General features: G+C 75.1%; 17 protein-coding genes. 10 read left to right on the plus strand and 7 right to left on the minus strand.

The features are described from left to right. Positions 1-38 precede the first annotated feature (38 nt). Genes PH191_RS23675 through PH191_RS23690 form a run of 4 tightly spaced genes read right to left on the minus strand, consistent with a single transcriptional unit; the run spans position 39 to position 3594 of the window. Positions 39-1514 (minus strand): lanthionine synthetase LanC family protein, encoded by a 1476-nt coding sequence (locus PH191_RS23675; protein WP_274197090.1) that lies wholly within the window; start codon positions 1512-1514, stop codon positions 39-41. After that, positions 1511-2341 (minus strand): polysaccharide deacetylase family protein, encoded by an 831-nt coding sequence (locus tag PH191_RS23680; RefSeq protein ID WP_274197091.1) that lies wholly within the window; start codon positions 2339-2341, stop codon positions 1511-1513. The genes PH191_RS23675 and PH191_RS23680 overlap by 4 nt, the downstream gene beginning before the upstream one ends. Positions 2342-2353: 12 nt before the next feature. After that, positions 2354-2533 carry a hypothetical protein gene (locus tag PH191_RS23685; RefSeq protein WP_274197092.1) on the minus strand — a complete coding sequence of 60 codons (180 nt, stop codon included), beginning with the start codon at positions 2531-2533 and terminating at the stop codon, positions 2354-2356. Positions 2534-2571: 38 nt separating this feature from the next. Then, on the minus strand, positions 2572-3594 hold the full coding sequence (locus PH191_RS23690; RefSeq protein WP_337994092.1) for a glycosyltransferase family 2 protein: 1023 nt from the start codon (positions 3592-3594) through the stop codon (positions 2572-2574). 16 nt (positions 3595-3610) lie between these two features. Between PH191_RS23690 and PH191_RS23695 the strand changes: the two genes are divergently transcribed. The 3 genes from PH191_RS23695 to PH191_RS23705 all read left to right on the plus strand — a co-directional run bounded on the left by PH191_RS23695 (position 3611) and on the right by PH191_RS23705 (position 6080). Then, positions 3611-3814, plus strand: coding sequence for a hypothetical protein (locus PH191_RS23695; protein WP_274197212.1), 204 nt, complete (start codon positions 3611-3613; stop codon positions 3812-3814). A 397-nt stretch (positions 3815-4211) separates the two neighbouring features. Beyond that, the gene (locus PH191_RS23700) at positions 4212-4781 is read left to right on the plus strand and encodes an MOSC domain-containing protein (protein ID WP_274197093.1); all 570 of its coding nucleotides are present in this window, start codon (positions 4212-4214) and stop codon (positions 4779-4781) included. 114 nt (positions 4782-4895) lie between these two features. Next, positions 4896-6080, plus strand: a complete 1185-nt coding sequence (locus tag PH191_RS23705) for an MFS transporter (RefSeq protein WP_274197094.1) — start codon at positions 4896-4898, stop codon at positions 6078-6080. 32 nt (positions 6081-6112) lie between these two features. Here the strand turns inward: PH191_RS23705 and PH191_RS23710 are convergent, their stop codons facing one another. Together PH191_RS23710 and PH191_RS23715 are read right to left on the minus strand one after the other, a co-directional pair. Beyond that, complete coding sequence (locus tag PH191_RS23710; protein WP_274197095.1) at positions 6113-6826, minus strand: IclR family transcriptional regulator; 714 nt, start codon at positions 6824-6826, stop codon at positions 6113-6115. Further along, on the minus strand, positions 6823-7290 hold the full coding sequence (locus tag PH191_RS23715; protein WP_274197096.1) for a hypothetical protein: 468 nt from the start codon (positions 7288-7290) through the stop codon (positions 6823-6825). The genes PH191_RS23710 and PH191_RS23715 overlap by 4 nt, the downstream gene beginning before the upstream one ends. 74 nt (positions 7291-7364) lie before the next feature. On the opposite strand from PH191_RS23715, the gene PH191_RS23720 reads away from it, so the two are divergent. From PH191_RS23720 to PH191_RS23730, 3 genes are all read left to right on the plus strand, one after another. Continuing rightward, positions 7365-8450 carry a mandelate racemase/muconate lactonizing enzyme family protein gene (locus PH191_RS23720; RefSeq protein WP_274197097.1) on the plus strand — a complete coding sequence of 362 codons (1086 nt, stop codon included), beginning with the start codon at positions 7365-7367 and terminating at the stop codon, positions 8448-8450. A 127-nt stretch (positions 8451-8577) separates the two neighbouring features. Then, on the plus strand, positions 8578-9756 hold the full coding sequence (locus tag PH191_RS23725; RefSeq protein WP_274197098.1) for an iron-containing alcohol dehydrogenase family protein: 1179 nt from the start codon (positions 8578-8580) through the stop codon (positions 9754-9756). Positions 9757-10077: 321 nt separating this feature from the next. After that, positions 10078-11229, plus strand: coding sequence for a fatty acid desaturase family protein (locus tag PH191_RS23730; protein ID WP_274192267.1), 1152 nt, complete (start codon positions 10078-10080; stop codon positions 11227-11229). A 73-nt stretch (positions 11230-11302) separates the two neighbouring features. On the opposite strand, the gene PH191_RS23735 is transcribed toward PH191_RS23730, so the two are convergent. Continuing rightward, positions 11303-12511: a PucR family transcriptional regulator gene (locus tag PH191_RS23735; RefSeq protein ID WP_274197099.1), complete on the minus strand. Its 1209-nt coding sequence runs from the start codon at positions 12509-12511 to the stop codon at positions 11303-11305. A 150-nt stretch (positions 12512-12661) separates the two neighbouring features. Here PH191_RS23735 and PH191_RS23740 point away from each other — a divergent pair, with 150 nt between their 5' ends. Genes PH191_RS23740 through pgsA form a run of 4 tightly spaced genes read left to right on the plus strand, consistent with a single transcriptional unit; the run spans position 12662 to position 17328 of the window. Continuing rightward, on the plus strand, positions 12662-13927 hold the full coding sequence (locus tag PH191_RS23740) for an alpha/beta hydrolase (protein ID WP_274197100.1): 1266 nt from the start codon (positions 12662-12664) through the stop codon (positions 13925-13927). 37 nt (positions 13928-13964) lie between these two features. Continuing rightward, positions 13965-16022, plus strand: a complete 2058-nt coding sequence (gene thrS, locus PH191_RS23745; RefSeq protein WP_274197101.1) for a threonine--tRNA ligase — start codon at positions 13965-13967, stop codon at positions 16020-16022. Continuing rightward, entirely contained in the window at positions 16022-16594 is a 573-nt protein-coding gene (locus tag PH191_RS23750) for an HIT family protein (protein WP_274197102.1), read from the plus strand. Before thrS ends, PH191_RS23750 begins: the two co-directional genes overlap by 1 nt. Beyond that, complete coding sequence (pgsA, locus tag PH191_RS23755) at positions 16579-17328, plus strand: phosphatidylinositol phosphate synthase (RefSeq protein WP_337994093.1); 750 nt, start codon at positions 16579-16581, stop codon at positions 17326-17328. Before PH191_RS23750 ends, pgsA begins: the two co-directional genes overlap by 16 nt. Positions 17329-17331: the final 3 nt, after the last annotated feature.

Consider the following 17331-nt stretch of genomic DNA (forward strand, 5'->3'; position numbering starts at 1 on the left):
GCGGACGATCGGGAACTAATTTCCCCCCGCGGGCCCGCCTATCCGGTGGCCGGGCCCTGCAGGGGCACGAGGACCTCCTGCATCCCGGGGCTGTCGACGGGACCGCCCGCGAGCCGGCTCAGAAAGCCGATCACCCCCGCGGAGCCCCAGTGCCACGAGGGCTCGCGGTCCAGGGTCCACGTCCCGTTCTGGCGGGTCGCGGCCCAGTGCCCCTCCGGGGTGGCGACGGCGAGCAGCCAGGCGCGGGCGTCGCGCGCCGCGGCGGCGAACTCGCCGTCGCCGGTCACGCGGCCCAGGGAGTCGAGGAACCAGCCGGTGCCCGCCGCGCCGCTGTTCGTCGAGGCGTGGACGGTCCGGCTGCCCTCGTACTCGGCCCACGCCAGGCCCACCGGCTCGTCCAGGGCGACGCTGACGAGCCACCGGCCCGCAGCACGCGCCCGCTCGAGGTGGCGGGGGTCGCCGAGGATCGCGTGGGCCTGCAGCGACACCCAGCCGATGCCCGCCGCGCCCTCCTCCATGCCCGTGGCCCTGTTCGGGTTGTCCGGCGTCAGTGCTCCCGACCCGGCGCCGAGCAGTATCGGCCAGGTGAGGCCTCCGCCGGCGGGCTGCGCGGTGCGGTCGAGGAAGCCGAGCGCGGCCTCCGCGTCCCGGCGCCAGCGTTCGTCGCCCGTCGCCTGGTACATCCGCAGGAAGACGAACGCCGCGCCGGCGGTGCCCGAGAGGAACCCGGTGTTGCGCCGCGGCTCGTCGGCGCGCTCGGGCAGCCCGCCGTCGTCGTCGAGGCGGCTGGAGAGGTAGGCCGCGCCGCCGGCGGCGTGCGCGGCGAGCTCCGGGTCGCCGGTGCGCTCGGCCATCACCGACAGCGCGTAGACGATCCCGGCCTGGCCCTCGCCCATGCCGTGGCGGTAGGAGGGCGGCTCGCTCCCGCCGTCGACCCAGGCCCACCGGCACATCTGCGGGCACGGCAGGCCGTCGACGCCCTCGGCGCGGTCGAGCACCCAGCGCAGCGAGTCCCGGGCGCCCGCGCGGTAGCGGTCGTCGCCGGTGGCGTCGCCCAGGCGCCACAGCACCTCGGCGACCCCGGCCGCGCCGTCGTCGAACGAGGTGTAGGCGCGGGCCGCCGGGCCGTCGGGGTTGACGTAGTCGGGCACCCGGCCGCCGCGCGAGGCGCCCAGCAGGAAGTCGCCCGCGGACCGGGCCCCGGCGAGGTGGCGCTCGCGGGCCGCCGGGTCGGGAGTGGCCGCGGCGAGCGCGAGCAGCCCGTGCGCGATCCCGGCCGCGCCGACGTCGCGGTCGGTCTGGCGGTTCGGTGCCTGGATGGCGCTGGTCCACGCGCGGGCGTCGGGCGGTCCGCCGGCCCCGAACGGGTCCGGCACACCGTCGGCGACGAGCCGGTCGGCGAACGCGTCCGGGAGCGGCGACGGCGTGGGCACGGACGTCCTCTGGCTGGCAGGGGCCTGCGCGCACGACACGGCGAACAGGGCGGCGGCGAGCAGGATGAGCAGTGCCCTCACCGGGGGACCACCGCGGCCAGCGAGCCCCGGTTGACCGCGGAGGGCACCGGCGACGGAGCGACCACGCCGAACGTGAAGCCCCGGGCGCGCAGCTCGTCGATGGCTCGCGGCAGGTACTCGAGCTGGTTCGGCGGGCACTCGAGCGTGTCGCCCGCGTCGTGGAGCAGGATCATCGCCTGGTCGGTGGCCTCGGTCACGAGGAGGTCGACGAGGGCCTGCGACCCCGGGCACTCGAAGTCGCCGGGCCGGTCGGAGGTCCACTTCCAGTGCACCCCGCCACCGAGACCGAGCCGGGCCAGGGCGGCGTCACCGGCGGCCGAGCCCTGACCGAAGGGGTACCGGAACAGGTTCGGCCGCTGGCCGGTGATCTCGGTGAGCACCTCGTCGGTCCGCACGATCTCGCTCTCGGCCTCCTCGGGGGTCAGGTCCGGGAAGTAGGCGTGGTCCCAGCCGTGGTTGGCGACGACGTGGCCCTCCGCCTGCACGCGGCGCACCAGGTCGGGGTACCGCTCGGACTGGTCGCCCTGCAGGAAGAAGGTGGCGGGCACCCGCTTCGCCGCCAGGACGTCGAGGATGTACGGGGTGAGCTGCGGCGACGGGCCGTCGTCGAAGGTGAGCGCGATCCGGGGCCCGGCTCCCGTCCCGGTCGTCGGCGGCAGCGCCCGGTCGAGCGCCGTCGGGACGTAGCGGGGGCCGACGAGCGCCTTCTCGCGCTCGGAGCTCGTCGCGACGACCGACGAGGCCACCGAGATCACCACGGTGCCGAGCAGCGCGAGGAGGAAGAAGAGCAGCGAGCGGACGTTGCGACGCCGGTCGTCGAAGGACACGCCTGCGCGACCTCAGCGGAACGGACGCAGGCTGCGGCGCACGATCCGCACCACCAGCAGCAGCGTGAACAGCACGGTCACCGCCATGAGTACCGCCGCGATGGCGTTGATGCCCGTGGCCGCGGCCAGCGCGAAGCCGGTGGTGCCGCCACCGACCGCGCTCGTGAGGTACATCGAGTGCTCGCCGTACATCCGTCCTCTTCCCGATTCTCTCGACGATCCCGATCCGACTACCAGGCCTGGCGGCGGGCGTTCAGACACCGCCACGCCGAGACCACCGCGCACAGCTCCAGGAAGAACCCGTAGAAGTCCTCGACCACCAGCACCGCGCACAGCACGACGTCGCGCCACCCGCGGTCGGGGACCCGCCACATGGACGTCATCCGCTCCAGCCACATCACGCCGAGCGGGATGAGCCCGTACAGCGCGTACCGGAACGGCACCGCGTAGATGATCATCAGCGCGAGCATCGTCAGGAACAGCACCCGGAAGAACACGCTGAAGCCGAACAGGACGTAGGACAGGCAGTCCAGCCGCGTCGAGGTGGACCAGCCGCGCTTGAGGCACTCGTCCATCCCGCCGCGTCCCCACCGCATGCGCTGCACCCAGAGCTCGCGGAACGAGGCGGGCGGGGTGGTGTAGACGTGTGCCTGGCGGGCGGCGGCGACGCGGTAGCCGCGCGCCTTGAGCTCCAGGGTGAGTGCGTAGTCCTCGATCAGGGACGTGCCGTCCCACGGCTCGCCGGCCTCGCGGTGGGCGGCGACGGCCTCGAGCGCGACGTTGCGGTACATCGCCGCGGCGCCGCTGGCGACCGAGACCCTCCAGCGGCGCAGGTCGCGCAGGTCGTCGTACCGGGTGTATTCGAGGCGCTGCAGCCGCCAGACCAGGCCGCGGCCCGGCGTCGCCCAGTACCGGGCGCAGACCGCGCCGAGCACGGCGTTGCCGCGCAGCTCGTCGGCCATCGCCGCCACCGTGTCCGGCAGCAGCTCGGTGTCGGCGTCCATGGTCAGCACGAGGTCGGCGCCGCGCGCGGTCTCGCGCCAGCCGTGGTTGAGCGCGCCGGCCTTCTTGTCCGGGTTGTGCGCCATCTCCACGACCGTCACGGGGTAGCGGCGGGCGATCTCGGCGGTGCGGTCGGTGCAGTTGTTGGCCACCACGACGACCTCGGCGATGTGCAGCCACTCGGGGACGTCCTGCGCGAGCAGGCCCTCCACCGTGGCCGCGATGCCCGCCTCCTCGTTGTGGGCCGGCACCAGGACGCTGACGGTGGTGACCGCCGTGGCCGCGGACGTCGCGCGGCGGCTGCTGCGGCCGGTGCGGGGCGAGGTGGGGGCGACGGTCGCCTTCGGTGCCGCGGCCGTCGCCGTCGGTGCGTCGGCCTTCGCGGGCCGGGCCGGCGCGGGCGTCGGCGTGGGGGAGGGCGCGCGTGTCGGCGCGATGGTGGTGCGCAGCGTGATGGTGGGCGCGTCGTGATCCGAGGAGCGGCGCGCCGGGCGGGTGCGGAGACCCACGGGACGGGTCACCGGGTCAGCGGGGTCGGAGCTGCGCGGCGACGTCGCGCCCGCTGGTCCGATCCGTACGGCCTGCCTGCTCGCCACGTCACCTCACTCGCGTCACCGTGTGCCCACGTCCGTGGTCGCTGCTCACCCGATCGGTGGGCGACCTGTCAGGGATACCGTACACAGACGGGATTTCGTTACACCATCGTGAGAATTCGGATGTCGCTTTGACGCCGGAGTGTCACTCACCTGCGCTTTCGTCGCCTCGATCGGCAGACGGCTGAGACCCGGTTCCGGCGTTCGGCACAGCGACGCCGGCCGGGCCGGTGGGCGTGAGCCGCCCCACTCCGGTCGGGCCTACCGTGGGCGCGGTGATCGGCATCGAGATCGTCGGCTTCGTCGTCTCGAGCGGCCACGCCTACGAGGGGCGCCCGGGCGACGGCCCCGTGGCGGTGCCCACCAGCACGCCCGAGCACATCGAGATCCGCGCGGGGTACGGGGTGGTGGGCGACCGCTACGCGGGGCAGGCCGCGCACCGGGACGCCGCGGTCACCGTGCTCGCCGTCGAGGCGCTCGAGGCGGTCGCCGCCGAGCTCGGCGTCCCGCCGTTCGATCCCGTCGCGGCCCGCCGCACGATCCTCACCCGCGGGCTGGACGTCGAGGCCCTGCGCTCCCGCGAGTTCGCCCTCGACTCCGGCGACGGGCCGGTGCGCCTCGGCGGGGGCCGTCCCGCGGCGCCGTGCGCCTGGATGGACGTGGTGCTCGCCCCCGGTGCGCACGCCGCCCTCCGCGGGCGCGCCGGGGTGCGGTGCGCGGCGCTGGGCTCCGGGACGTTGCGGGTGGGGCCGGCGACCGTGACCGTCCCCGGCGGCGACAGAGTCGGCGACGATCTCCTGGACGCGTCGCGGGCCGGCGTCCCACGCCGCCGCCTCCGTGCCTGACGTGGGCGCTCTCCGTCCCGATCGGAGCGGAAAGTGCTCACAAATCGGACGGGTCGACGGTGGGATCGGTCTCGACCACGGGTCCGTGATCGCGTCCTGCGGCACGGTCGTGCGGTGAGCGCCGACGTCTCGACCGCCGAATCCACCGCCGGGATCGGGCGAGCCCGCACGCTGCTGCTCGCCGTGGTGTGCGGCGCCGCGGTGGCGAACATCTACTACGCGCAGCCCCTGCTGCACACGATCGGCGAGGAGTTCGGCGTCGGCAACGGCACCGCCGCGCTGCTCGTCACGGCCTCGCAGGTGGGCTACGCGCTCGCGCTCGCCTTCGTCGTCCCGCTCGGCGACCTGCTCGAGCGCCGACGGCTGGTGAGCCTGCTGCTGCTCGGGTGCGCCGTGGTGCTCGGGCTGGCCGCGGCGGCGCCCGGGTTCGCGCTGCTCGCCACGGCCGTCGCGCTGGTCGGGGTGACCTCGGCCGTCGCGCAGGTCGCGGTGCCGCTCGCGGCGCAGCTGGCCGGCGACCACGAGCGCGGCCGCGTCGTGGGCACCGTGATGAGCGGCCTGCTCATCGGCATCCTCGGGGCGCGGACGGTCGCCGGGTTCGTGGCCGAGGCCGGCGGGTGGCGCTGGGTCTTCGCGCTGGCTGCGGGCGTCATGGTGGCGCTGGCGGTGGTGGTTCGCCTGGTGCTGCCGGTCGTCCCGCCCACCGAGTCGACGAGCTACCCGCGCCTGCTGGGCTCGGTGCTCGGCCTCGTGCGCCACGAGCCGGAGCTGCGCCGGCGGATGCTGCTGGGTGCGGTCGGCATGGGGTGCTTCACGATCCTGTGGACCTCGGCCGACTTCCTGCTCTCCGCGCCGCCCTACGGCTTCGGTCCGGCGGTCGTCGGCCTGTTCGGCCTCGCGGGCCTGGCGGGGGCGGCGATGGCGCCGCTCGCGGGCCGGCTGGCCGACCGCGGCCACGGGCGGCTCGTCGTCACCCTGGGGCTGGTGGTGCTCGTGGCCAGCTGGGCGCTGCTCGGGCTCGGCGGGGCGTCGATCGTGGCGCTGATCGCGGGCGTCGTCGTGCTCGACCTCGCCCAGCAGAGCCTGCAGATCAGCCACCAGAGCGTCATCTACGCGCTCGCGCCGCAGGCCCGCAGCCGCATCACCACCGCGTTCATGACCTCGGTGTTCATCGGCGGCACGCTGGCCTCGGCGGCGACGTCGGTCGTCTACCCCGCGGGCGGCTGGCTCGGCGTGTGCGTCCTCGGCGGCGCCGTCGCCCTCGTCGGCCTCGGCGTCTGGTTCCTGCCCCGTACGTGAGCGAAGTTCCCGGCTATGGCCGGGAACTTCGCTCACGGGGGAGAGAGGTGCGCGGAGAGGTCGCTCGCGGCCGCGGCGGTGGCGGCGGCGTGGGCGGCGAGGTGGGGGCGCAGGCGCGGCGCGGGGCCGGACACGGTGAGCGCGGCCACGATCCCGCCGTGGAACCCGCGCACCGGGGCGGCCGCGCCGGCGAGCGTGAGGTCGAACTCGCCGTCCACCACGGCGTGGCCCGCCGCGCGCACCCGCGCGAGGATCTCGGGTTCGGCGCCGACCGCCCGGGCGGCCGCCTCGTCGCGCTCGGAGAGCAGCACCCGGCCCGTCGACGTCGTCGCCGCCGGGATGTCGTCGACGTCGAAGCGCGCCCGGGCGGGCCCACCGCCGGCGTCGGCGGTCAGCAGCGTGGCCACGCGGGCCCCGTGCAGGCGGCAGAGGGACGCCTGCTCGCCGGTGCGCGCGGCGAGGGCGATGAGCGCGGGGCGGGCCAGCGCGACCAGGCGGGCCTCGGTGGTGCGGGCGGCGAAGGCGTAGAGCCGCCAGCCGAGGGCGTAGCGCCGGCTCGCCGGGTCGCGCTCGACGAGGCCCTCCTCCTCGAGGGCGGCGAGGGCCCGCGACACCTGGCTGGGCTGGCGACCGGTCTCCTCGGCCACCCGGGCCACGCCGAGCCCGGCCGTCAGCGCCTCGGGCGAGGACAGCACGTCGAGCAGCTCCATGTCGCGGCGCAGGCCCGCCGAGCGGGGCCCTGTCACGACGCCAGCCCCAGCATCACCAGCGCCACGGCCCCGCCGAGCGTCCAGGCCGCGGTGCGCCACCAGTTGGTGCGCGTGAGCCGCGCGTGCACGGCCGGGTCCCACCCCTGCGCGAGCCGCCGGTGGCACGGCACCGAGACGGCGACGGTCACGCCCACCGTGGCGGCCCCGCACAGCCCCGCCGCGAGCGCGAGCACGAACGGGACGCCGGGCGGCCGCCACACGAGCAGCACCGCGCACGTCAGCCCCTGCACCGCCCAGGGCCCGCTGACCAGCAGGCCCATGATCCGCGTGTGCCGGTCGTGCACCGCCCCCCAGTCGCTCCCGACCATGTGGGCGAACCCGGGGTAGACGAGCAGCTGGATCATCCAGACCAGCCCGACGCAGAACCAGACGGCGGCGAGGTGCAGGCCCAGCACGGCCGTCCCCAGCAGACCCGTCCCCAGCAGCGGAGTTGCGCTCACCGCACGGATTCTTGCCCCACCCGTCGGCGGCTCCTCTACTGACCCGCGCCGGACCGCGAGGGGGACAGGCCGACGTGAAGATCACCGACATCCGTCTCGAGCACCGCGAGACCGTCCTCGACCCGCCCTGCCACGCCGCCTGGGACCCCGAGCCCCGCACCCGCTTCGACGCGACGATCGTGCGCGTCGAGACCGACGAGGGCGTCGTCGGCGTCGGCTCGGGCGACACCATGGCCGGGTTCGACAGCTACCGCGAGCTCTTCCTCGGCACCGACCCGCTCGCCACCGAGCTGCAGGTGCGACGCATCGAGTCGATCGGCTTCCACGCCGGCCGGTTCTGGCCGCTCGAGTCCGCGCTCTGGGACATCGTCGGCCAGGTCGCCGGCCTGCCCGTCGCCACGCTCTTCGGCGGCGTCACCGACCGCGTACCCGTCTACGCGTCCTGGTGCTCCGAGCAGCCGCCCGGACGCCGGGCGGAGGACGCCCACCGGCTGGTGGAGGACGGCATCCGGGCCGTCAAGATCCGGGCCCACCCGCGGCGTCTGCGCCAGGGCGTCGCGGCCGTCGCCGCCGTCCGCGAGGCCGTCGGCGACCGGCTCGACATCATGGTCGACCTCAACCAGGCCTGGCGGATGGGCGGCGACGTCACCGAGCCGCTCGAGCTCGCCGAGGTCCGGCGGGTCGTCCGCCGCCTCGCCGAGTACGAGGTCGCCTGGGTCGAGGAGCCGCTGCCCTACGCCGACGTCGACGGGCACCGCCTGCTGCGCGCGGACAACCCGGGTGTGCGGATCGCGGCGGGGGAGATGCTGGACTCCCTGCCGCAGACCCTGGCGCTCCTCGAGGCCGACGCGCTGGACGTCTACCAGGCCGACGTCGTGCTCGCCCTCGGGATGACGCGGTCCCGACAGCTCGCCGAGGCCGCCCGCGCGCGGCACCGCCGCTTCACCCCGCACACCTGGACCAACGGCCTGGGCCTGCTCGCGAACCTGCACGTCGCCGCCGGCGTCGGTGCCGGTCCCTACCTGGAGTTCCCCGACGACCCGGCCGGCGGCTGGACCCCGGAGCGCCGCGACTTCCTGCTCGCCGAGCCGCTGCGCCCCGACCCCGACGGCATGCTCGTCGTGCCCGAGGCGCCCGGGCTGGGCGCCGTGCTCGCCTGACGGGCACCCCCGAGACGGCGGTCCCGGCTCCGACCCCCCCCGCGGCGCCGGGATCGCCACCCACCGACAGCCACCGACAGCCACCGACAGCCACAGAGAAGAACCGCACACCCGCAGGAGGAGTCCCGTGACCGGCACGGCCGACCGCACCGACGTCCACGCCCCCTGCGCCGGCGTCGCCGCCGGCACCGCGTTCCTGTCCGGCCCCGGGCCGGTCGTCGACTTCGGGCCCGGCGCGGTGGCCCGAATCCCCGCGCACCTCGCCGCGCTGTCCGCGCGGCGGGTGCTCGTGGTCACCGACCCCGGCCTGCGCGCCGCCGGGGTCGTGGACGCCGTCGTCGGGCCGCTCGCCGCCACGGGCGCGGTCGTCGAGGTGTTCGACGCGGTGCGCGGCAACCCCACGGTGGCCGTCGTCGAGGACGGCGCCGAGCAGGCGCGGGCCCTGGGCCTCGACGCGGTGCTCGCGCTCGGGGGCGGGTCGAGCCTCGACGCCGCCAAGGGGATCGCGCTGCTCGCGCCGTCGCCCGGCGCCCGGGCCGACGGCAGCGGGGTGACGCCCGCGGCGGGGCTCCCGCTCGTGGCCGTCCCGACCACGGCGGGCACGGGGGCCGAGACGAACGGCTTCGGGGTGCTCGAGGACCCCGCGAACCGGCAGAAGGTCTACTGCGGCGACGCGAGCGTCGTGCCCCGGGTCGCCGTGCTCGACCCGGAGCTCACGCTCGGCCTGCCGCCCGCGGCCACCGCCGCGACCGGCGTCGACGCGCTGGTGCACGGCATCGAGTCGCTGGCCTCGCGCGGCCGGGACCCGATGTCCGAGGCGTTCGCCGCCGAGGCCGTCCGCCGGGCGTGGGTGTGGTTGCCGGTGGCGGTCGCCGACGGGAGCGACCCGCGGGCGCGCGCCGAGATGCTCGTCGCGGCACACCTGGCCGGGCAGGCGCTCACGCGCAGCGGGCTCGGCCTGGTGCACGGGCTCGCGCACGCCCTGAGCCTGCACACCGGCGCGGTGCACGGGCCGGCCCTGGCCGCCGTGCTACCGGAGGTGGTGGCGTGGTCGCTCGACGCCGACCCCGCGGGGTGGGGACGCGCCGCCGAGGCCGTAGGCCTGTCCCGGCCCGCCGCCCTGCCCGACGCGCTGGGAGGCCTGCTCGAGCAGGTCGACACGCGGGTCTCGGTGGCCGACCTGGGCGCGGCCCCCGACGACCGCGAGGCCCTGGCGCGCACGGCGCTGGCCGACCCGGTCAGCCGCAACGCCCCGCGGCACCCGGCGTCGGTGGCCGAGCTCGTGGAGCTGCTCGGACGCTGCTGACACACCCCGGGAGCCGCCCGGACGTGGGCGAGGTCACGGATCGGGGCACCCGGTGGCGGTGTGGGGCCCGGCTTTGAGGTCCTGCAACAGGTTTCGCCCCGGAGTCCTCACTCCTCGCGTAGCCCGTGCGTCGGCGCGGTCCCTACCGTCGGGGACGTGATCAGCAGCGGGCCGACGGGCGCTCGCCCAGCTCCCCCCGGACTCCCGTAGGACAGAGGAGGCCTCGTGACCACCCTCGAGACCATTCCCGAGCACATCACCCGCATCAACCAGGCCAAGACGCCGATGGGCCCCGGCCGCCCCGGGGCCAGCACCGCGCACATCACGCCGTCGACCGAGCACCTGTCGACCGAGGACATCGAACGCCTCGGTGCCGAGCTCGAGGTCCTGCGTGACCAGGTCATGTCGTCGCTCGGCGACGACGACGCGCGCTACATCCGCCGCGTCATCCGTACCCAGCGTGGCCTCGAGGCGGCGGGACGCGTCCTGCTGCTCGGCGCGCTGTTCCCGCCGGCGTTCCTGGTCGGCACCGCGTCGCTGGCCCTGGCCAAGATCCTCGAGAACATGGAGATCGGCCACAACGTCCTGCACGGCCAGTGGGACTGGATGCGCGACCCGGAGATCAACTCCACCACCTGGGAGTGGGACCACGTCTCCACGGCCCGGAGCTGGCAGCAGACCCACAACTACCTGCACCACACGTACACCAACGTGCACGGCAAGGACCGGGACATCGGCTACAACGTGCTGCGGGTCGACCCCGACCAGCCGTGGGAGCCCATCTACCTGTTCCAGACCTTCACCAACGCCGGCCTCGCCATGATCTTCGAGTGGGGCATCGCGGCCTTCGACCTCGAGATCGACCAGGTCCAGCGCGGCGAGAAGACCTGGGCCGAGAAGATGCCCGAGCTCAAGGCGATGGGCCGCAAGGCCGGCAAGCAGGCCCTCAAGGACTTCGTGGTCTTCCCCGCGCTGTCCGGGCCCTCGTTCGTGCCGGCGCTGGTCGGCGGACTGCTCGCCAACCTCGTCCGCAACGTCTGGTCCCACGCGGTGATCTTCTGCGGTCACTTCCCCGTCGAGGTGGAGACCTTCGACGAGGAGCGGCTGGAGAACGAGACGCAGGCCGAGTGGTACGTCCGTCAGATGCTGGGCTCGGCCAACATCGAGGGCTCGAAGCTCCTGCACATCATGACCGGGAACCTCTCGCACCAGATCGAGCACCACCTCTTCCCGGACATGCCCTCGAACCGCTACGGCACCATCGCGCCGCAGGTCCGCGACCTGTGCCGCCGCTACGGGCTGCCGTACCACGCGGGCCCGATGTGGAAGCAGTACGGCGGCGTGCTCGCCAAGATCGCCCGCCTGTCGTTCCCCGGCGGCCACAAGGGCCTCGCCAAGCGGCGCCTGCGGGCGCTGCCGTTCGGCCGCCGGCGCGCCGAGTCGCTCGACGCCGCCGCCCCGGCCGCGGCCTGACGACCTCCGGTTGCAGCGAACGGGCTGTTCGCTGCTTCTAGGCGCACGAAGTCCCCGTTCGCGCCCGGGTGGCTCAGCCCTCCGCGAGGGTGGGCCCCCCGGCGCGCAGGGCGAGGGCGACCTCGAGGCGGCCCTCCGGGTCGTCCAGCACCCCGGCGAACGCCTCCTTGAGGCGCGCGAGCCGGTAGCGCACGGTCTGCGGGTGCACGTGCAGGCGCGTGGCGGCCTCGCCGACGTCGCCGTGCGCGTCGAGCCACGCCGTCAGCGTCGTCACCGCGCGGTCGCGGGCCGCCGACGTCATGCGCCGCAGGGGCTCGAGGCGCTGGGCCACGAGGTCGGCGGTGAGCGTGACGTCCGCGTGCAGGAGCAGGGCGAGCAGGTGGTCCTCGGAGCGCACGAGGCCCTCGTCGCCCAGGTGGCCCTCGAGGTGCAGGGCCCAGGTGGCGCGGGCGCGGGCGACGGTGCGCGGCACCTGGTCCGGCTCCACCGTCGGCCCGAGCACCGCCGTGGTGCCGCGCAGCGCGTCGGCCACGACCTCGAGCCGCCCCGGTCCCTCCGGATCGGGGAGGAAGACCACGCCGAGACGGTCGACGACCGACCCCGCGACGTCCGGGGGCAGGCGCCGGCACACCAGCGGCAGCGACTCCTCGCTGGTCACCAGCGCGGCGACCGTCTTCGGCGTCGACCAGCCCGCCTCGCGGGCCAGCGCCTCGAGCTCGGCGCCGTCGGGGGCGGGCGTGCGGCACAGGCGCTCGACGAGGGCGTGCTGCCGCGCCTGGCGTGACCCCGCGGCCAGCGACTGCTCGTAGGCGTAGCCCGAGACGGACGCCGCGGCGAGCTGCTCGATGTAGGCGAAGAGCGCCTCGGCGAGGCGGAAGATCGACTCCGCCTCGAGCCCGTGCTCGCCGCTCGTGCCCGCGATGCGGCGCCACAGCACCCGCGAGCCGATGCGGTAGGCGCTCTGCAGGGCGTCCATGGTGCGGCCGTGGCGGTGCTCGACGCGGCCGAGCTCGAAGTAGACGGTGGTGTCGGGCAGGGCGGCGTCGGTGCCGAGCAGGTCGAGGAACTGGTCGAGCGCCACGGAGACCCCGAGCCGGATGCGCCGGCCGAACTCGCCGTTCATCGACAGCGCGTACTCGGCGACCTCGGCGCGGACCTCGGCGATGATCTCGTCGCCGGTGCCGAGGACCACGGGGCGCAGCCGATCGCGGGCCGTGTCGGGGACGTCGGCCCACGGGTGCCGTCGCGGGGCGTCCGACGCCGCGCACACACCGTCGCTCACGCGCCCAGTGTCGCAGGATCGGGCGAAGACGCCAGGACGGACGATGGCGGGCCCCGTCACCTTCTCTCCCGTCGCGTGCGTGCCGTGTCGTGCGCGACTCCCCCCGGGCCGTGGCGCGGGCCCGGTCCGGGGGAGGGCCAGGATGGTGGGGTGCACCGGTCCGCGCAGGCGCTCCTCGCGGCGGTCCGGGCACCCGGCGCCCGGCCGGCGCTCGCGGTCGGCGCGGTCGCCGCCCTGATCGCGGGCGCGGGCCTGCGGCCGCTGACCCGGCGCTGGCCGGCGGCGGTCCTGGGGAGCCTGCTGTCCTCGACGGCCACCGAGACCCCGCGCGCCACGGCGGTGCTCCTCGGCTCGGCGGCCGGCGTGGCCGCCCGCCGCGGGGCGCTGTGGAACCCGGCGGGGCAGGCGGGGCTCGCCGTGACCGCGGGCGCGGTCGGGGTGCTGCTCACCCTGGACCGCCGGGCGCGCGCCGACTCCGAGGTCCTCGCCGAGGCGCTGCGCGCCGAGATCGGCCCGGTGGAGCTCCCGGCGCGGGCCGGCGTCGTGCGCTCCGTGCTCGCGCGCCACTGGTACGCGACGGCCCGCGACGTCGCCTACGGCCCGGATCCGGTGGCGAACCTCCTCGACGTCTGGCGCGACCCGCTGCTGCCCGCCGACGCCGGGGCGCCGGTGCTGCTGCAGATCCACGGCGGGGCATGGTCGTCGGGCAGCAAGGCCGCCGACGCCCACCCGCTGATGGCGCACATGGTCGAGCGCGGCTGGGTGTGCGTCAGCGTCGACTACCGCCTCGGGCCCGCCGAGCGCTGGCCCGCGCAGATCGTCGACGTCAAGCGCGCGCTGGCCTGGACGCGCGCCAACATCGCCGACCACGGCGGCGACCCGGCCCGCATCGCGATCACGGGCGGGTCGTCCGGCGCCCACCTCGCCGCGCTCGCCGCGCTCACCCCCGGGGCCTGGCAGCCCGGGTTCCCGGACGCCGACACCTCGGTCGCCGCCGCCGTCTGCCTCTACGGCATCTACGACCTGACCAGCGACGACGGCAGCGGCACCCTCGACGAGCTGCTGGCCGAGACGATGATGCCCACCGCGCTGGTCGAGGACGCCCACCCGTACGTGGCCGCCTCCCCGGCGGCGCGCGTGCACCCCGACGCCCCGCCGTTCATGGTGCTGCACGGCTCCGCCGACGCGATCGTCGTGCCCGCGCAGAGCCGCGCGTTCGTCAGCCGGCTGCGGGCGGTGTCGACGGCGCCGGTGGTGCACGCCGAGCTCGCGCACGCCCAGCACGGCTTCGACCTCGTGCCCACGCCCCGCACCCTCGCCGCCGTGCGGGCGATCGCCGCCTTCCTGGAGGCGGTGGTGGGGCGGGGGACGCCGCGCTCGGGCCGGGCGGACACGGTGGTCGCGGGCGCTCGATAAGCTCGACGGACCACCCTCGATGTTTCGGAGATCCGCCGTGTCCTCGCCCGCCCCGTCCCGCCCCGCCGTCGCCGACAGCGTCCGGGTGACGGCGGGCACCACCGCCGGCCAGGCCGTCCGCGACGCCGGCCTGCCGCTCACCGGGCACGAGGCCGTGATCGTCGTCCGGGCCCCCGACGGCGTGCTCAAGGACCTCGCCTGGGCGCCCGAGGAAGACGTGGACGTCGCCCCGGTGCCCGCGAACACCGAGGACGGCCGCGCCGTGATCCGCCACTCGGCGGCGCACGTGCTGGCCCAGGCGGTGCAGCAGCTCTTCCCGGACGCCAGGCTCGGCATCGGGCCGCCGATCACCGACGGCTTCTACTACGACTTCGCGGTCGAGCGCCCGTTCACGCCCGAGGACCTCGAGGCCCTCGAGAAGGCGATGCGCAAGATCGTCAAGGCCAAGCAGCGGTTCGTGCGCCGCGAGTACGCCTCGCTCGACGCCGCCCGCGAGGAGCTGGCGGGCGAGCCGTTCAAGCTCGAGCTGGTCGACCTCAAGGGCACCGACGCCGACCAGGACTCCGAGATCATGGAGGTCGGCGCCGGCGAGCTCACCGCCTACGACAACGTGCACGCGCACACGGGCGAGCGCGTGTGGGGCGACCTGTGCCGGGGTCCGCACATCCCGACCACCGGGTACATCCCGGCGTTCAAGGTGCTGCGCTCCGCGGCGGCCTACTGGCGCGGCGACCAGCGCAACGCCCAGCTGCAGCGCATCTACGGGACGGCCTGGGAGTCGCAGGAGGCGCAGGACGCCTACCTGGAGCGCGTCGCGGAGGCCGAGCGCCGCGACCACCGCCGCCTCGGCGCCGAGCTCGACCTGTTCAGCTTCCCCGACGAGATCGGCTCCGGGCTCGCGGTGTTCCACCCCAAGGGCGGGATCATCCGCAAGGAGCTGGAGGACTACTCCCGCCAGCGCCACACCGAGGCCGGCTACGAGTTCGTCAACACCCCGCACGCCACCAAGGGCGAGCTGTTCCAGACGTCGGGTCACCTCGACTGGTACCGCGAGGGCATGTTCCCGGCGATGCACCTCGACGAGGAGCGCGCCGAGGACGGCACGGTCAAGCGCCAGGGCATCGACTACTACCTCAAGCCGATGAACTGCCCGATGCACAACCTGATCTACCGGGCGCGCGGGCGGTCCTACCGCGAGCTGCCGCTGCGCCTGTTCGAGTTCGGCACGGTCTACCGCTACGAGAAGTCCGGGGTGGTGCACGGCCTGACCCGCGCGCGGGGCTTCACCCAGGACGACGCGCACATCTACTGCACCCGCGAGCAGATGGCCGGCGAGATCACGTCGCTGCTGACGTTCGTCCTGGGCCTGCTGCGCGACTACGGCCTCGAGGACTTCTACCTCGAGCTCTCCACCCGCAACCCGGAGAAGTCGATCGGGACCGACCAGGAGTGGGAGGACGCCACCGACGCGCTGCGCGAGGCGGCCTCGAGCTTCGGGCTCGACCTCGTCGACGACCCGGGCGGCGCCGCGTTCTACGCGCCGAAGATCAGCGTGCAGGCCCGGGACGCCATCGGGCGCTACTGGCAGATGTCGACGATCCAGGTCGACCTGATGCTGCCCGACCGCTTCGAGCTCGAGTACACCGCGAGCGACGGCAGCCGGCAGCGGCCGGTGATGATCCACCGCGCGCTGTTCGGGTCGATCGAGCGCTTCTTCGGGGTGCTCACCGAGCACTACGCGGGCGCGTTCCCGGCCTGGCTGGCGCCGGTGCAGGTCGTCGGCATCCCGGTGTCCGGCGACCAGGCGGAGTACGTCGCGCAGATCGCCGACCGCCTGCGCGCCGAGGGCCTGCGCGTCGACGTCGACGACTCCGACGACCGGATGCAGAAGAAGATCCGGAACCACACGCTGCTCAAGGTGCCGTTCCTGCTGCTCGCCGGGGGGAAGGACGCCGACGCCGGGGCGGTCTCGTTCCGGTTCCGCGACGGGTCGCAGCGCAACGGGGTGCCGGTCGACGAGGCCGTCGCCGCCGTCGTCGACTGGGTCCGCCGCCGCGAGAACGCCTCACCCGACGCGGAGAAGTTCCTGCCCTGATGAGCGGTGACGTAGGGCCGGAGATCGCGGAGTCCGAGGATCTCGACGAGCTCCGGGGCGCCGGGACCCCCGACGGGTTCCGGCGCCTCTGGGCGCCGCACCGGATGGCCTACATCGCGGGCGCGGCCGGCACCGGCGAGGAGTCCGGGCAGTGCCCGCTGTGCCGGATCCCGACCCTCGACGACGGCGACGGCCTGGTGCTCCACCGCGGCGAGCGCGTCTACGCCGTGCTCAACCTGCACCCGTACAACCCCGGGCACCTCATGGTCGTGCCGTACCGCCACGTCGCGGGCCTCGACGAGCTGGACCTCGAGGAGTCGGCCGAGCTCGTCGCGGTCACGCAGCAGGCGGTGCGGGCCCTGCGCACGGTGGCGGCCCCGCACGGGTTCAACGTCGGCATCAACCTCGGGCACGTCGCAGGCGGCTCGCTGGCCGACCACCTGCACCAGCACGTCGTCCCGCGCTGGGGCGGCGACGCCAACTTCATCACCGTCATCGGCCAGACGAAGGTGATCCCGCAGCTGCTCGCCGAGACACGGTCCGTCCTGTCCGCGGCGTGGCCCTCGCCATGATCAATCAATGGGCCCGCGCCGCGATCAAGGGCGGGGTCGAGCCCACCGCGGCCTGGCTGGTCCGGCGCGGCGTGCACCCCGACGCGGTCACCGTGTTCGGCACCGTGGCCTCCACCGCCTCGGCGCTGTGGCTCATCCCGACCGGGCACCTGCTCGCGGCGTCGCTCGTCGTGGCCGTGTTCGCGCTGCTCGACGTCCTCGACGGCGCGATGGCCCGGGCGCGCGGGGTGACGAGTCCCTTCGGGGGCGTGCTCGACTCCGTCGGCGACCGCCTCGTCGACGGCGCGGTCTTCGCCGGGATCACGTGGTGGGCGTTCGCCCAGGACCGGCCCCTGCTCGCGGGCCTCGCGCTGGCCTGCCTCATCACCGGCCAGCTGATCTCCTACATCAAGGCGCGCGCCGAGGCCGCGGGCCTGCGGGCCGACGGCGGCCTGGTGGAACGTGCCGAGCGGCTGATCCTCGGGCTCGCCGGCGTCGGGCTCACCGGGATCGGCGTGCCGTACGCGCTCGACGTCGCACTGTGGCTGCTCACGATCGGCTCGGTGATCACCGTCGGCCAGCGCATCGTGGCCGTGTGGCACAGCGCGCGCGAGCAGTACGGCGCGGCGACGGGCGTCACCGACCACGCCGACCGTCCCGAGGACGCCGGCCGTCCCGAGAACCCCGGCCGTCCCGAGAACCCCGGCCGTCCCGAGAACTCCGACCATCCCGAGAACTCCGGGGGGACCGCGTGACCG

The sequence above is a fragment of the Actinomycetospora callitridis genome, assembly GCF_028737265.1.
GTDB classification, from domain to species: domain Bacteria; phylum Actinomycetota; class Actinomycetes; order Mycobacteriales; family Pseudonocardiaceae; genus Actinomycetospora; species Actinomycetospora callitridis.